At 46.0% G+C, this 19107-nt stretch carries 1 protein-coding gene; it reads left to right on the forward strand.

From position 1 onward, the window contains the following. Positions 1 to 27: 27 nt before the first annotated feature. The gene (bacC, locus tag H2R00_RS02735) at positions 28 to 19101 is read left to right on the forward strand and encodes a bacitracin non-ribosomal peptide synthetase BacC (RefSeq protein ID WP_182070424.1); all 19074 of its coding nucleotides are present in this window, start codon (positions 28 to 30) and stop codon (positions 19099 to 19101) included. Positions 19102 to 19107 lie beyond the last annotated feature (6 nt).

Below are 19107 nucleotides of genomic sequence, written 5' to 3' on the forward strand. Positions count from 1 at the left end.
AGGAATTCTAGGAGATGAGATGACGATATGAAAACAAAAGTTGAGAAAATATATCCGTTATCAAACATGCAAAAAGGAATGCTGTTTCATGCCATGAAAGACGAAGCGTCACACGCATATTTTGAGCAGTTCATCATTGAATTAAAAGGTGATGTGGATGAGCGGATGTTTGAAGAAAGCCTAAATGAAGTCATGAAAAGGCATGAGATCCTAAGAGCATCATTTCATCACAGATTGGATGAGCCGCTGCACGTCATTATCAAAGATCGGCAGATGAAGTTTGACTATCTTGATATACGGAGCCGGCATGATCAAGACGGCGTTTTGGAGAGATATTTGGCAGAAGATAGACAAAAGGGTTTTGACTTAGCCAAAGATACGTTGATGAGAGCCTGCCTCATCAGAACGACTGACGATTCGTATCAATTTGTCTGGACATATCATCACATTTTGCTTGACGGATGGTGCCTTGGCATCATCCTGGATGAACTGTTGACGATATATGAAATGAAGCGGAAAGGCCAAAATCATCAATTAGAAGACCCGAGGCCGTACAGCGATTATATCAAATGGCTGGAGGATCAGGATAAAGAAGAAGCTCAGAGCTATTGGGAGCGCTATTTGAGCGGCTATGATCAAAAAAATTCGCTTCCAAAGCTCCGCACACCTTCTGAGACGGGTTTTAAAAGAAGAGAGAAAACGATTAAATGTTCCAAAGAATTGACAGATCGCCTGATCAAATTGGCCAACCAGAATCATGTGACGATCAATACCGTGCTGCAAAGCATTTGGGGCGTGATTTTGGCGAAATACAACAACAGCGAGGATGTGGTGTTCGGAACCGTTGTTTCCGGTAGAGATGCCGAAGTGGAAGGTATAGAAAAAATGGTCGGCGTCTTCATCAACACCATCCCGACCAGAATCAGGCTTGACAAAGACAAGCGTTTTCAAGATGTTCTGCGCCAAACCCAAACCGACGCTTTGGAAAGCAGTCGCTACAATTACATGAATTTAGCGGAGGTCCAAGCGCTAAGCGAGTTGAAAAACGATTTAGTCGACCATGTCATGGTGTTTGAAAACTATGCCGTTGACCAAAAAGCGTTTGAAGAAAAAAATGATGTAGGTTTTGAAATGGTGAATGTCAGCGGGGAAGAACAAACCAATTATCATTTCAGCATTTCCGCGGCTCTTGACGATCAATTAAAGCTACTCTTCATCTATGATGAAAATGTGTATGACAACACCATCATCGAAACACTAGAAAAGCATATCATCACCGTCGCAGAACAAGTGGCGGAAGATGAGACACAAACATTACGAGACATCAATCTTGTGTCTGAAGAAGAAAAACACAGGATTTTACACACATTCAACGATACAAAAACGGGTTACCCGAAAGACAAGCCGCTTCATGAGCTCTTTGAAGAACAGGCCATGAAGACGCCTGACCATACGGCTCTTGTGTTCGGTGCTCAGCGCATGACCTACAGAGAGCTGAATGAGAAAGCAAACCAAGCCGCGAGACTTCTCAGAGAAAAAGGTATCGGCAGAGGCTCGATTGCCGCGATCATCGCGGACCGCTCCTTCGAAATGATCATCGGCATCATCGGTATTTTAAAAGCGGGAGGTGCGTATTTGCCGATCGATCCTGAAACACCTAAGGACAGAATCGATTTTATGTTGAAAAATAGCGGTGCGGCATTGTTAGTAACAACAGATTCGCTTCTTAAAGCTTTTGATATGAAGACCGTTGATTTGTGTTCGGACGAGTTGCACTTACTAAGCGGAGAGAATCTTCCACGTGTGAATCGCTCAAACGATACAGCGTACATCGTCTACACGTCCGGCTCAACCGGAACGCCAAAAGGAGTGGTCATCCCGCACTACAGTGCGGCAAGAGTTGTTAAAAATACCAATTATATCGACATCACAGGAAACGATGTCATTCTCCAGCTGTCCAACTATTCGTTTGACGGATCGGTGTTCGATATCTTCGGCGCTTTATTAAACGGAGCCTCACTCGTCCTGATCGAAAAAGAGACGGTCTTGAATACACATGAGCTGGCCGGAGTGATAAAAAAAGAACAAGTTAGCGTGATGTTCATTACAACGGCGCTGTTCAATACGCTCGCCGACATCAATATCGGCTGTCTTGCCAAGCTGCGGAAAATCCTCTTCGGCGGGGAAAGAGCGTCGATTCCGCATGTGAGAAAAGTGCTGGATCATGTCGGCCGGGATAAATTGATTCATGTTTACGGCCCGACGGAAAGCACGGTGTATGCGACGTATTATTTCATCAACGAGATAGACGATGAAGCGGAAACGATTCCGATCGGCAGCCCGCTGGCGAATACGTCGGTTTTGATCATGGACGAAGCCGGCAAGCTCCTTCCGATCGGGGTTCCTGGAGAGCTGTGCATCGCAGGAGACGGGTTAAGCAAAGGATATTTAAACCGCGAGGAGCTGACAGCTGAAAAATTCATCCCGCACCCGTTTGTGGCTGGGGAAAGGCTGTACAAGACGGGCGATTTGGCGAAATGGCTGCCAGACGGCAACATCGAATTCATCGGCAGAATCGACCACCAGGTGAAAATCCGCGGCTTCAGGATCGAACTCGGCGAAATCGAAAGCCGGCTGGAGATGCATGAAGACATCAATGAGACGATCGTCATCGTCAGGGAAGACGAAGAGAACCGCCCGTACATTTGCGCCTATATCACGGCAAATCGCGAAATTTCCCTTGATGAGCTGAAAGGATTTTTAGGTGAAAAGCTTCCGGAATACATGATTCCCGCCTATTTCGTGAAAATGGACAAGCTGCCGCTTACCAAAAACGGGAAAGTGGACAGAAAAGCTCTGCCTGAGCCGGACAGAACGGCGGGGGCGGAAAGCGAATATGAAATGCCGCGAAATGAAACGGAAGAAAAGTTGGCGGCGATTTGGCGGGATATTTTAAAGGTGGAAAAATCAGGTATTAACGATCATTTTTTCGAGATGGGAGGACATTCTCTCAAAGCGGCCGCGATGGCGGCAAGAATCCGAAAGGAGCTCAAAGCTGAAATCCCTCTTGGGCAAATCTTTAAAACGCCGACAATCAAAGGATTGGGAGAATATATCAGATCGACAAAAGATAGTGTTTATTCATCTATCAAAAAAGTGGAAGAAAAAGAATACTATCGTCTTTCATCCGCACAAAAAAGACTGTACATTCTCAATCAAATCGAAGGGAGCGGATTGTCCTACAACATCCCTTTTACCATGAAAGTCAAGGGCTCCTTCGATATACGCCGGTTTGAGAACGCATTGCAAATTGTCATTCAAAGACATGAAGCGCTTAGAACGTCCTTCTTGATGGCGGATGGAGAGCCTGTTCAAAAGATTGAAAAAGAAGTAGATTTCAGCATCAAATGCAGCGAAATAGAGTCTCTATCCATTCAGGAGATCATCAAACAATTTGTCAGACCGTTTGATTTAAAAAAGGCCCCGCTTTTTAGAACAGAGGTGGTCAAGGTTAATGACGAGGAACATATCATTCTGTTTGATATGCACCATATCATTTCAGACGGCGCATCGATGGGGGTTTTGACAAAAGAAATTTGCAATTTGTACGGCGGAAAAGAACTGGCGCCGCTCAGCCTCCAATATAAAGATTATTCAGAATGGCAAAGGGATTTTTATCAAAAAGATGAGATCAAAAGGCAAAAAGACTACTGGCTCAATATTTTCAAAGGCGAGATTCCAGTCCTCAACATGCCGACAGATTTCCCAAGGCCGCAAATGCACAGTGTTGAAGGCGATAGAATCGGTTTTGTAATCGACGGCGAATTGACGAAGAAGCTCGAGCGGATCGCCAAAGACAATGGAGCCACCATGTATATGCTTCTTCTGGCGGCGTATACGATTTTGCTTCGAACATATTGCGGACAAGAAGATTTGATTATCGGAACGCCGATTCAAGGAAGAAAGCATCACGAGCTGAAACATGTGATCGGGATGTTTGTCAATACGCTGGCGATGAGAAATTATCCGAAAGGCGACAAGACATTCGCTGAATATTTGCAAGATGTAAAAGAGACGGCGCTGAAGGCGTATGAAAACCAAGATTATCAATTTGACGATCTTGTTGAACAGCTTAACCTTGACCGCGATATGAGCAGAAATCCGCTGTTTGATACGATGTTTGTCCTGCAAAACCTGGAAAAAGCGGATGCTGAAATAAAAGGGCTGACATTTGAACCGTTTGAAAGCGACGTCCATATTTCAAAGTTTGACCTCACTTTATCGGCAATCGAAAAAGACTCGAAGGTAGAATTTGATTTGGAATATTGTACGAAGCTGTTTAAAAGAGAAACGGTCGAAAGGATGGCGGCGCATTTCGTCCGTGTTTTGGAGGACATTTCCAATCGCCCGGACAAGCGGCTGAATCAAATAGAGGTCATGTCAGAAGACGAAAAAAACACATTGTTATATCAGTTTAATGATACGAAAACTGATGCTCCAACAGACAAAACCATTTGCCGGCTGTTTGCTGAGCGGGCGGAGACATCGCCTGACCAAACCGCGGTCGTGTTTGAAGATCAAAAACTGACATATCGACAATTGCATGAGAGGTCAAATCAGCTGGCTCGGTTTTTAAGAGACAAAGGGGTTAAACCGGACACAGCGGTCGGCATCATGGTGGACCGCTCTCCCGAGATGATCGTCGGCATTCTGGGGATTTTGAAGGCCGGAGGCGCGTACCTGCCGCTTGATCCGGCATATCCTGAAGACAGGATCAAATACATCCTGGACGACAGCCAAACAAAATTTCTCCTGTCGGAAGAGGCGCTCATCAAAAAACGGGCCTTTATCAAAGAGGCCGGCATGATCAACATAGATATTCACGACAAACAAATTGCCGCACAGGATGCGGGCCGATTGGAGCCCGTCAGCCGCAGCGGGGATCTGGCTTACATCATCTATACTTCAGGGTCCACAGGAAAACCGAAGGGTGTCTTAATCGAACAAAAAGGGCTGAGCAATCTCGTTTCAGCGGTTGTCAACTTGATGCATTTAAACACGGACAGCAGAGTGATTCAATTTGCTTCGCTATCATTTGATGCGTCAGCATTTGAGATCTTTTCAGCGCTGGCAGCCGGGGCGGCTTTGGTTTTGGGACGGCAGGAGGAAATGATGCCGGGGCAGCCGTTAACAAGCTTTTTAAGGCAGCATGACATTACTCATGCGACTTTGCCGCCGACCGTTCTGAATGTGTTGGATGAATCCAGGTTGGAAAACCTCAAAGTAATCGTTTCCGCGGGCTCTGCCTGCAGCGAAGAACTGGCAAAAAGATGGTCCGGAAATCGGCTGTTTATCAATGCCTACGGACCGACGGAAACGACGGTCTGTGCAACGGCGGGGGTTTACGGAGGATCCGGGCGTCCTCATATCGGCAGTCCGATTGCCAATACAAACGTATATGTATTGGATCAAAACCAGAAGCCTGTGCCGACAGGCGTTGTTGGAGAGCTGTGCGTCGGCGGAATCAGCCTTGCACGCGGGTATTTAAACCGGCCGGAACTGACAGCCGAAAAGTTTATTTCACATCCGTTTGTATCAGGGGAAAGATTGTACCGGACGGGTGATCTGGCCAGATGGCTTCCTGATGGACATCTCGAGTTTTTAGGAAGAATCGACCATCAGGTGAAAATTCGCGGATACCGGATTGAACTGGGGGAAATCGAGAATCAATTGCTCAAGCTTGACAAAATCGATGAAGCGGCGGTTATAGCCAGGAAGGACGACGACAACAGCCATTACTTGTGCGCTTATATCGTCTCCAAAGAAGATTGGACGTCAACCGAGATCAGTGAATGGCTCGAAAAAGAGCTCCCTCACTATATGATTCCGGCTTATTTTGTCAGACTTGATAAGCTGCCGCTCACATCAAACGATAAAGTCGATCGAAAAGCACTTCCTGCACCTGACAGACATGTCGCCACAGGAGCGGAATACGAAGCGCCGCGGAATGACACAGAAGCTAAGCTCGTTGACATCTGGAGGGATGTTCTCGGTGCCGGAGACATCGGTATCAGCCATCACTTCTTTGCGGCAGGAGGCGATTCGATCAAGGCGTTGCAAATCGTCTCAAGGCTGTCCAGGCTTGGCCTGAAGCTTGAAATGAAGGATTTGTTCGCCAATCCGAGAATCAAGGATCTTGCCAAGTATGTTAAAAAACAATCACAGAGGCAAAATGCCAATACAATCGTCAGAGGACATGCAGAACTCACTCCGATCCAAAAATGGTATTTTGCTAATAACAAAGAAGAGCTAGATCACTTTAACCAGTCATTTGTGCTCTTCAGAAAGGGCGGATTTGACGAAAGCTGTGTCAGAAAGGCTTTCAATAAAATAATGGAGCAACACGACGCGTTAAGGATGATCTATGAAGAAAAAGACGGGGACTTCATTCAGTACAACAGAAGCTTCCGGGAAGATCAGTTCGACCTCGATGTTTATGATATAAGAGGGCTTGATTGTCAAGCGGAAAAGGTGTTTGAGCTGGCGACAAGCATTCAAAAACAATCATCGATTAGAAAAGGAAAACTTGTTCATCTCGGCATCTTCCGGGCTGATGAGGGCGACCACCTGCTCATTGTGATCCATCATCTTGTCGTTGACGGTGTATCGTGGAGAATTCTGTTTGAGGATTTCGAAACATTGTACAGTCAGGCATTAAAGGGGCAAACGCTCGAGATCGGCTACAAAACGGATTCCTATCAAGAATTCGCCCGCAGGTTAAAAGCACACGCCCACAGCCGAACATTATCGAAGGAAGCCGAGTATTGGCGGGACATTGCCATGGCTCGTGTCCGGTTTATTCCGCCAAAGAACATATTAAAGGAAGATGTATACGAAAACAGCACGACTTTAAGCATCAAGCTCGGTAAAGAGGCAACAGCGGACCTTTTGCGAAACACGAACAGAGCCTACAACACCGAAATCAACGATATTTTGTTAACGGCATTACTGACCGGAGCAAGGGACATCACAGGGGAAAATAAACTGAAGGTCATGATGGAAGGCCACGGCAGGGAAGATATTTTAGAAGGCGTTGACATCACGAGAACAATCGGCTGGTTTACGACGATGTATCCGGTGCTTCTTGATGCAGGGGAAGAAAAAGATCTCTCCCAACATATCAAAATGGTCAAAGAAACGTTGAGAAAAATACCGAATAAAGGAATCGGCTACGGGATATTAAAGTATATGGCCGAAGACCCGGATTTTATCAACGAAGAAAAAGCCCGGATTTCATTTAACTATTTAGGCGAGATCGATGCCGACATGAACCGCGGCGAATTTTCCGGATCCAGCTTCTCCGAAGGGGAAAGCATCGGCGGAAAAATTGCGAGAAGTCATTCTATCGAAATCAACGCCATCGTGATCAATCATGAGCTGGTGATTCATACCACCTTTAATCAATTGGAATACGAAAAAGATACGATCAGCCGGCTGAATAATCAATTGAAAGAAAGCCTGGAACAAATCATTAAGCACTGCACGCAACAGACGGAAAGCGAAAGAACGCCGTCCGACTATGGAGATACTAATATCAGTTTAGCCGAACTTGAAGAAATCAAAGGAAAATACAGAAGCGCCATTGAAAAAATCTATCCGCTCGCCAACATGCAAAAAGGTATGCTGTTTCATGCCATCGAGGATCATACCTCAGATGCATATTTTCAGCAGACGGTCATGGATATTGAAGGATATGTCGATCCGGCGATTCTTGAGGCAAGCTTTAATGACATCATGAAACGGCATGAAATCTTAAGGGCCTCTTATGAATATGAAATCGTTGAAGAACCGAGGCAGATCATCATCGAAAACCGCAGCATCGACTTCAGCTATTTCAATATCGCGAAAAGCTCCGCTCAGCAACAGGAAATCTTCATTGAAAGATTGATCAATGAAGATCGAAAAAAAGGCTTTGATTTAAGCAGAGATGTACTGATGAGGGCTTATTTGCTGAAAACAGCCGAGCGCTCGTACCGGCTTGTCTGGAGCCATCACCATATTTTACTCGATGGCTGGTGCCTTGGCATCATCATGCGCGAGCTGTTTGTCATCTATGAAAACCGGATGAACGGCAAAGCCAGTCCATTAAAGGAGACGAAGCCGTACAGCGATTATATCAAGTGGCTTGAAAGACAAGATCAAGAAGAGGGCCGTCAATATTGGCGCGAATATTTGAAAGGGTATGAGGAACAGGCGCAGCTGCCTACATTAACAAAACGCAAAAAAAGCAGCAGGTATGACCGCCAGGAGAAGGTCATCCATTTGTCAAAACAGCTGACAAAACAATTGAAGGAGCTCGCTGCCAAAAACAGCGTCACGCTTCATACGGTGATTCAAACGATTTGGGGCCTGATGCTATCGAGATATAATAAGATCGATGATGTCGTGTTTGGAACGGTCGTATCGGGCAGGGAAGCAAACGTAGACGGAATCGAAGACATGATCGGTCTGTTTATCAACACCATCCCGACAAGAATCAGATTCAATGAGCAGGCGCGTTTTAACGATTGTTTGCAAAAGGTTCAGGAAGATGCGATTCAAAGCAACCGCTACAACTATTTGAATCTCGCAGAAGTCCAGGCTTTGAGCAGCTTAAAGAAAGATCTGATCGATCATATTCTCGTATTCGAGAACTATGAAGCTGATGAACAGGACTTTGAAGAGAGCCAAATGAAGACAGGCTTTAAGGTGAATGAGATCAGCGCTGCGGAACAAAGCAATTACAGTTTTAGTATGTCGGTGACTCCTGGCGAAGAGCTCACCCTTGTTTTGACATATGACGGCAATGTCTATGACAGGGATATCATCAACAATATCGAAGGTCATATCAAAAGGGTCGCTGAGCAAGTGACGGCAAATGAGAACCGGAAAATCGCAGAGATTGACATGCTGGCGGAGGAAGAAAGAAAGACGCTTCTATATGAGTTCAACCGGACAAACGCAGATTATCCAAGAAATAAAACGATCCATCAATTATTTGAAGAACAGGCGGAACGGACGCCTGGGCATACTGCGGTTGTATTTGAAAAGGAGGAGCTCTCGTACAAAGCATTGAATGAAAGGTCAAATCAGCTGGCGGGACTGTTAAGGGAAAAAGGCGTCAAACCTGACATGATCATCGGCGTTATGGCGGAACGTTCTGTGGAGATGATCGTCGGAATGCTGGCGGTGATGAAGGCCGGAGGCGCTTACTTGCCGATCGATCCCGAGTATCCGGAAGACCGGATCAGGTACATGATCGAAGACAGCGGCATTAGCATCCTGCTGAAAAAGGCGGACAAACAGATTGACGTTGATTTCACCTGTATCGATATGAACGAAAAAGGGCTGGCAAAAGACATGGCCACAGAGAACTTAGGGGACACCAGCGGCTCTTCCGACATGGCTTATGTCATCTATACTTCAGGTTCGACCGGAAAGCCGAAGGGTGTCATGGTCAACCATCAATCAATTGTCAATACGCTTTATTGGAGGAAACAATCGTATGGCTACAGTACAGCCGATGCCACACTTCAAGTGCCGTCCTTTTCATTTGACAGTTCTGTTGAAGATATTTTCACGACGCTTATATCTGGGGCGAAGCTGGTTTTAATTAGAGATTTGCGGATGAGTCCGCGTGAGATCATCGGCACGATGCGAATGCATAAAGCGACAAACTTGCTGGCCGTTCCAAGCTTTTATCTAAGCCTGCTTGAAACGATTGAGCAGCCTTTAGAGGACTTAAGATTTGTCACGGTCGCAGGGGAAGGCTTCAATGAAAGTCTGATCCGGCTGCATTTTAAAAAGCTGCCGAACGTCAAATTGTTTAATGAATACGGACCGACGGAAAACAGCGTTTGCTCAACGCGGGGCGAGCTGCGAAAAGATGACGAAAAAGCCGTCATCGGCCGGCCGATCAGCAACCACAAGGCTTATATTTTAAATCACAACCAGCAGCTGCTGCCGTTGGGGACGCCCGGCGAACTTTGTCTGAGCGGGGAAGGCCTTGCTCGCGGATACTTAAACAGACCTGACCTCACGCTTGAAAAATTTGTTCCAAACCCGTTTGTTCCAGGAGAAAACATGTACCGGACGGGGGATCTCGCAAGATTTTTGCCTGATGGCCAAATCGAATATTTAGGAAGAATCGATCACCAAGTCAAAATCCGCGGATTCAGAATCGAACTGGGCGAAATCGAAAACCAATTGCTGAAAATAGAAGGCATTGAGGCGGCTGCAGTCATGGCGCGGGAAGATCAAGCCGGCGGCAAATACCTATGCGCATATATCGTCGCGGACAAAACGGCCGGCGTAGCAGATGTCAGAAAATGCTTGTTAAAAGAACTACCGGATTACATGGTGCCGTCATACTTTGTCAAGCTTGATCAATTGCCGCTTACGGCAAACGGCAAAATCGACAGAAAAGCGCTCCCTGAACCTAGCGGCACAATCAGTGAGGCGACGTACGAAGCACCAAGGAACCGCACAGAGGAAAAGCTTGTCTCAATCTGGGAGGACGTTTTAGGGATCGAAAACATCGGAATCAGCCACAATTTCTTTGAACTTGGCGGCCATTCCTTAAAAGCTGCGGCATTGGCTGCAAAATTGCATAAAGAAATGAAGATTGAAGTCCCTTTAAGACAAATATTCGAAACACCGACAATCAAAGACATCGGAGATTTTATCGAATCCATGAAAGAAAGCCCTTATGCGTCCATCACACAAGCGGAAGAGAAAGAATATTACGCATTGTCATCCGCCCAAAGAAGGCTGTATATCCTTAATCAAATCGAACCAAGCGGCCTCTCTTACAACATGCCTTTCGCCATGAAAATTGCAGGAGATTTTGATGTCGACCGGTTTGAGGATGCTTTTCGGCAGTTGATAGAAAGGCATGAAGCCTTGAGGACGGCCTTTGTGATGGTTGACGGTGAACCTGTACAGAAAATCGAAAAAGAAGTCGATTTTAAAGTGAAGTACGGGCAACTCGGACAGGACCGGTTAGAAGAAAAAATCAAAGCGTTCATCAAGCCGTTTGCTTTGGAAAAAGCGCCGCTTTTAAGAGCGGAAGTATTAAAAGCGGGTGGTGATGAACATGTACTGATGCTCGACATGCACCATATCATTTCAGACGGGGTATCCATGGCCATTTTCACAAGAGAGCTGGCCGAGTTGTATGAGGGGAAAACATTACCGCCGTTAACGATTCAGTACAAAGACTTTTCAGAATGGCAAAAACTTTTTTATCAAAAAGATGAGGTTAAACGCCAGGAAGACTACTGGCTCAACGTTTTTCAAGGTGAAGTGCCGGTGCTGAATTTGCCGGCGGATGAAAAACGTCCGCAAAAGCGTTCTATTGAAGGAGATATCGTTCAGTTTGAAATAGACGGCGAAACGTCCGCCATGCTGAACAAACTGGCGAAAGAGAACGGCGCGACGATGTATATGTTACTTTTGGCGGGATACACAACGCTCTTGGCAAAGTATACAGGCCAGGAGGATATCGTTGTCGGCTCACCGATCGCGGGAAGGCATCACACCGATTTGAAACATGTCATCGGACTGTTTATCAACACGCTGGCGATGAGGAACCATCCAAAAGGAGACATGCCATTTGCCGACTATTTAAAAGAGGTCAAAGAAACGGCGCTGAAAGCTTATGAAAATCAAGACTATCCATTTGATGAACTGGTTGAAAAACTTAATGTCAAACGGGATATGAGCAGACACCCGCTGTTTGATACCATGCTTGTTCTGCAAAACTTCGACGGCGATGAAGCGGACATCGACGGCTTGACATTCCAGCCGCTCCAAACCGAGGTGAACATCTCAAAATTTGATTTGACGCTGACAGCCGCTGAGACAAATGAAGGTATTCAATGTGTTTTCAACTACAGTACAAAATTGTTTAAGCGGTCCACGATTGAAAGAATGGCGGGCCATTTGATCAATATTCTGAAGGAAGCGGCAAACGATCCGCAAATGCCGTTGAGCGACGTTAACATGCTGTCAGATGAAGAAATGAGAGTGCTTCGGGATCAGAATCAAGGACAACAAACAGATTATCCTAAAGATCAAACGGTTCATCAGCTGTTTGAGCATCAGGCTGGCAAAACGCCGGAGCAAACAGCGGTGGTCTTTGCGGATGAAAAGCTGACGTACAGGGAACTGAACGAAAGAGCAAACCAATTGGCAAGGCTTTTGAGAGACAAAGGAGCAAGCGCCGGTGCACCTGTAGCGATCATGATTGAACCATCGCTTGAGATGATCATTTCCATGCTGGCGGTACTGAAAGCCGGAGCGGCTTACGTGCCGATCGAGCCGGAGCAATTGGCCAAACGGACGAATGAGATTTTAAGTGACAGCAGAGCTGCAATATTGCTTATCAAAGGCTCTCTCAAAGAAAACGTCGCGTTCGCTGGAGAAATCGTCAATATTGCCGACGGTTTGATTGATGCGAAGGCCGCGTCAAACCTGTCTGCATCGGGTTCAGCCGATCAGAATGCATATATTATATACACATCAGGCTCCACCGGAAAGCCAAAAGGCGTATTTGTCAGACACGGGAACGTGGTGAACTATACAACATGGTTTATGAAGGAAGCGGGTCTTACAGAAAACGACAAAGCCATGCTTGTGTCCTCATATGCGTTCGATTTGGGCTATACGAGCATCTTTTCGGCTCTTTTAAGCGGAAGCGAACTGCATATCGCACGAAAAGAATGTTATACAAATGCGCACCGGGCTTTACAGTATATCAAAGAAAACGGCATCACCTATATCAAACTGACGCCGTCTCTGTTTAACATTTTTGTCAATGATCCGGGCTTTTCCGCCGAAAAATCTTGCGCCACTCTCAGGCTGGTCGTCTTGGGCGGAGAGATGATCAATACAAGGGATGTTGAGACATTTTACAACCAATATCCGGACCATGTGGTCATGAATCATTATGGCCCGACGGAAACGACAATCGGCTCAGTCTTTAAAGTGATCGACCCGGAACACCTCCATTCTTTCAAAGAATATCCGGTTATCGGAACTCCGATTCATAATACGAATGCGTATGTGCTGGATGAAAACATGAAGCTGCTTCCGGAAGGTGTGTACGGAGAGCTCTGCATCGCAGGAGACGGAGTGACAGGCGGCTATGTAAACAAACCGGATATCACGAAAGAAAAATTCGTCGAAAATCCGTTTGCACCGCATACAAAAATGTTCAGGACCGGTGACCTTGCCAGAAGGCTGAGCGATGGAAATATCGAACTTGCAGGCCGGATGGACAGCCAAGTAAAGGTAAGGGGCTACAGAATAGAACCGGAAGAAATCAAAAACAGGCTGTTGGCTCATGATGATATCAAGGAAGCCTTCATTGTTGCAAGGGAAGACCATAAAGGTGCAAAACAGCTGTGCGCCTATTTCACAGCAGACGCCGAATTGCCGTTCGAGGACATCAGGACGTATCTGATGCGTGAGCTTCCAGAATATATGATTCCGTCTTCGTTTGTCCAAATTGAGAAGGTGCCGCTTTCAGCCAACGGAAAGATCGATACGGCCGCATTGCCTGAACCGCAGCTGGGAAAAGAGACGGAATACGAACAGCCGCGGAACGAGACGGAAGAAAAGCTTGTTCAAATATGGGAAGAAGTGCTTGGCATTGACAAGATCGGAATCACTCATCACTTCTTTGCAGCAGGCGGCGATTCCATCAAAGCGCTGCAAATGATCTCAAGATTATCAAGAGAAGGCCTGTCGCTAGAAATGAAAGATCTGTTTACAAATCCGCAAATCAAGTCATTGAGCCGATATGTCAAGGCCGAAACCGACAAATCAGCATCCTATGAAACGGTAGAGGGCGAGATTCTCTTGACCCCGATTCAACAAGAGTATTTCTCGTTGAACAAAACGGACAGGAACCATTACAACCATGCGGTTATGCTGTATAGAAAAAACGAATTCGACGAGAGCATCGTTAAACGTGTATTTAGAGAAATCATCACACATCACGATGCACTCCGGACGGTGTTTAAAGAAGAAGACGGAAAGATCATTCAGTACAACCGGGGACCGGACAAAAAGCTGTTTGACCTATTTGTCTATGATGTCTCAAGCGAAAACGACCAGCCTCAGAAAGTGTACCAATTGGCAACGGAGCTTCAGCAAAGCATCGATATTAAAACCGGCCCTTTGGTCAAACTGGCGATCTTCAAAACGAATAATGGAGATCACCTGCTGATCATCATCCATCACCTTGTGATCGACGGTATCTCTTGGAGAATATTATTTGAAGATTTGGCGCTGGGGTACAGTCAGTTATCGAATGGGGAAAAAGTCGAGTTTTATCCAAAAACGGCTTCCTACCAGGAATATGCGCGGCACATCACGGAATATTCAAAAACTGAAAAACTGCTTGGTGAAAAACAGTATTGGCTGAAGGCCATTTGTGATGACGTCGAATTCCTGGAAATGAATGAAGATGCAGGGGTCTTCAAAGTTGAGGACAGCAAAACATTCAGCACAGAACTCGAAAAAGAGGAGACAGCGCGGCTATTAAGAGAAACAAACCAAGCTTACCGTACCGAAATCAACGATCTTCTGATCACAGCGCTTCTGGTGGCGGCAAGAGATATGACCGGGCAAAATAAATTAAGAATCACGCTGGAGGGGCATGGAAGAGAAAAGGTGGCAGATGGCATCGACATCAGCAGAACGGTCGGATGGTTTACCTCGAAATACCCGGTATTCATCGATTTGGGACAAGAAACAGACATGTCCAGGACGATTAAAATGGTGAAAGAGCACTTACGAAACGTGCCGAACAAAGGCATCGGCTACGGAATTTTAAAGTATCTCACTCGGGACAGTGAGATCGCAAAAGGCGCAACATCACCAATCTTGTTCAATTACCTGGGACAGCTTGATGAAGACATCAACAGCGGAGAATTTTCTTCATCACACCTGTCGCCGGGAGAAGCAGCCGGAAAGGGCATCACAAGAGAAAATCCACTCGAAATCAATGCGGTGGTCTTCAGAGGAAGACTGGCCATTCAAACGACCTATAACACAAGAGCATACAGTGAAGACGTCGTCAGCGCTTTTGCACAAAAATATAAAGAAGCCCTTAAAGCGGTCATTCGCCACTGTGCGGAACGAGAAGAGACGGAAAAAACGCCGTCTGATTACGGAGACAAAGGCATCAGCTTAGATCAGCTTGAGGAAATCAAACTGAAATATAAAGGGATGGAAATCGAAAAAATCTATCCGCTTGCCAATATGCAAAGGGGCATGCTGTTCCACGCGCTCGAAGACAAAGAATCACAGGCGTACTTTGAACAAATGGCCATCAATATGAAAGGATTGATCGATGAGCGCCTGTTTGCAGAAACGTTCAATGACATCATGGAAAGGCACGAGATTCTAAGGGCCTCTATTGAGTATGAAATAACGGATGAACCAAGAAATGTGATCATCAAGGACAGAAAGATCAATCTTGACTATCATGACTTGCGAAAGCAGCGTCCGGCGGAACAGGAGCAAGTGATTCAAGCGTATCGCAAAGCAGATCGGGAAAAAGGTTTTCGCTTCAACAGCGAACCATTGATCAGAGCCGCGCTGATGAGAACCGGGGATGACAGTTATACGTTCATATGGACAAACCACCATATTCTGCTTGACGGCTGGTCCCGGGGAATCATTATGGGAGAGCTGTTCCAAATGTATCATATGAAAGCAGCCGGGCAAAAACACCGGCTTGAAGAGGCAAGACCGTACAGCGATTATATCGGGTGGCTAAAGCAACAGGATAAAGAAGCTGCAAAAGCGTACTGGAGAAACTATTTATCAGGCTTTACCGAAAAATCGCCGATTTCGGTTTTGGCAAGTTCATCCGGACATGCGAAATATAAGAGAAAAGAGGCCGTCATAGAATTCCCGGAACAATTGACCGGCCGGATCATAGAGCTTGCCAGCCGTAACAATGTCACCTTCCATACTGTTTTACAATGCATTTGGGGAATGCTTTTGGCAAGGTACAATCAAACGGATGATGTCGTATTCGGTACAGTCATTTCCGGAAGGGATGCACAAGTAGCCGGAATCGAAAAAATGGTCGGACTATTCATCAACACTGTACCGACGAGAATCAGGCTGGAAAAAAGCCAAAGCTTTAAGGAGCTCATCAAAAGCGTTCAGGAACAGGCTTTAGAAGGCAGGACATATCATGACATGAATTTGTCGGAAGTGCAGTCGCTCAGTGAATTAAAAAGAGAGCTGCTGGATCATATCCTGATTTTCGAAAATTACGCGGTTGATCAGAGTGCATTTGAGACAAGCGGCAAACGTGGTGCCGGTTTTGTCTTTGAAGAAATTCACGCCGAAGAACAAACAAATTACGGATTTAATATTGTGGCCGTCCCGGGCAAACGTTTGGTCATCAAATTGACTTATGACGGAAATATCTATCATGACCACATCATCGCCGGCATCAAAGGACACCTTCAACAAGTGATGGAACAGGTGGTCCAAAATGAAGATCAGTCATTAAACGACATCACAGTCCTTTCGGAAGCTGAAAGAAACAGGCTGTTGTACGAATGGAATGACACGAAAGCGGAATATCCGAATCAGACGATTCACCGGCTGTTTGAGGAACAAGCCGAAAAAACCCCTGAGCTTGCTGCGGTTGTCTCAGGAAATGACAAACTGACGTACCGCGAGCTCAATGAAAAATCAAATCAGCTTGCTAGATACCTCAGGGACAGAGGAGTCAAAGCGGATACGATTGTTGCCATCATGGCAGAACGCTCACCGGAAATGGTGGTCGGAATCATGGGGATTTTGAAAGCCGGAGGAGCCTATTTGCCGATTGATCCCGATTATCCGGAAGAAAGGATCAAGTATATGCTTGAAGACAGCGGCGCGGCCATCATCCTCGTGGATCACAAGCAGGACTTGGGTACACTTCATCAAGAAGCCGTCGAATTAACCGGAGATTTCAGCAGTTTTCCGGCTGACAATCTGGAACCGGCGGGTAACGCCGACAGCCTTGCATATATCATCTACACGTCAGGTTCTACAGGCAAACCGAAAGGGGTTATGATCAGGCAAAGAGGGCTGGTCAACTATATTACCTGGGCTGACCGTGTATATGTCCAAGGCGAACAGCTCGATTTTGCCCTCTACTCATCCATTGCCTTTGATTTAACGGTGACATCGATATTTACGCCATTAATCTCAGGCAATCGGGTGATTGTTTATCAGCATAGCGAAGACGGGGAACCGCTGATTCGAAAAGTATTCAGAGATAAAAAAGCCGGGATTGTCAAATTAACCCCGTCTCATTTAAGCCTTGTCAAAGACATGGATCAAAGCAAATCAAGCATCAAACGCCTGATCGTCGGCGGGGAAGATTTAAAAACGGAACTGGCCAAAGAAATCACGGAGAGATTTCATCACAAAATTGAAATCTACAATGAATACGGTCCGACTGAAACGGTTGTCGGCTGCATGATCTATCAATATGATGCCGACCGGGACCGCCAAGTTTCTGTCCCGATCGGCAAGCCGGCCTCAAATGTCCAGCTATATATTTTGGATGAGCGTCAGGAAGTGCAGCCGGTTGGAATTTCCGGAGAGCTGTATATCAGCGGAGACGGAGTCGCAAAAGGCTATTTGAACAAACCGGAGCTGACGTCTGAAAAATTCCTGTCAAATCCGTTTTTACCGGGTGAAAGAATGTACCGAACAGGAGATCTTGCGAGGATGAGGCCGGATGGACATATTGAGTATCTGGGCCGGATCGATCATCAAGTCAAGATTCGGGGCTACCGCATCGAACTTGGCGAAATCGAACATCAATTGTTAAGGCACAGTGATATAAAAGAAGCGGCGGTTGCCGCCAAAACAGATCAAAGCAACAATCAAGTTCTTTGCGCATACGTCGTTTCCGAAAGAGACATCACACAGGAAGACATTAAAGCGTTTTTGGCGAAGGAGCTTCCGGAATATATGGTGCCGTCCTATTTGCTGAAGCTTGATGAGCTGCCGCTGACACCAAACGGAAAAGTCGACTTGAAGGCCCTTCCAGAGCCAGATCGAAGCGCGGGCGCTTTACTGGAGTACGAGCCTCCAAGACATGAGCTGGAAGAAAAAATGGCCGCCATTTGGGAAGACATCTTAAATATCGAACAGATTGGCATCAACGCCAACTTATTTGATATCGGGGCGAATTCTTTAAACGTCATGTCATTTGTCTCTAGGCTATATGCAGAGCTTGGCTTCAGAGTGCCGTTTAAGGACATTTTCTCCAAGCCGACAATTAAAGAGCTGTCTGATTTTCTGAAGCATGCACAAGACTTGCTGAAAGACTACACAGATGATTGCATGCAGCTGACCAGGGCGGAAGAAGGCAGAAAAAACCTGTTCTGCTTCCCGCCGGCCGCGTCGATGGGCATTGCCTACATGGGATTGGCCAAGCATTTAAAGCAGCATTCGGTGTACAGCTTCAACTTCATTCCATCCGCAAACAGGATTCGAAAATACGCAGATATCATCAAAAACATTCAAGGTGAAGGGCCATATACATTAATCGGCTATTCATCCGGCGGAATCCTGGCATTTGATGTGGCAAAAGAATTGAACCGGCAAGGATATGAAGTCGAAGATTTGATCATCATCGATTCAAAATATCGGACAAAAGCCGAGAAACATCAGTTCACAGAGGAAGAATACAGAGAAGAGATATCCAAAACATTTGAACTTGAGAAATACCGCGATGCAGAGAAATTAATGAGCGACTATTTAGTGGACTTGGTGATGAAGTCTTATGTATATATACAAAACACAGTCACAACCGGCACAATTGACGGACATATCAGCTATATCAAGTCAAGCGACAATCAGCGGGATGAAAATATGATGATGTGGGAAAAAGCGGCGTCCAAAACCTTTACAGTCGTTCAAGGAGCCGGAACCCATATGCAAATGATCTCCAAATCCCATCCCGACATTCTTGAAAGAAATGCAAGATTGATCCATGATATCATCAATAAGACTGTCAAAATATGAACAAAA

The sequence above is a fragment of the Bacillus haynesii genome (assembly GCF_014042035.1).
In the GTDB taxonomy this organism is placed as follows: domain Bacteria; phylum Bacillota; class Bacilli; order Bacillales; family Bacillaceae; genus Bacillus; species Bacillus haynesii.

What these genes read in the sequence shown, in the direction of transcription:
- bacC (WP_182070424.1), top strand. Translation starts at nt 28, where the DNA reads ATGAAAACAAAAGTTGAGAAAATATATCCGTTATCAAACATGCAAAAA.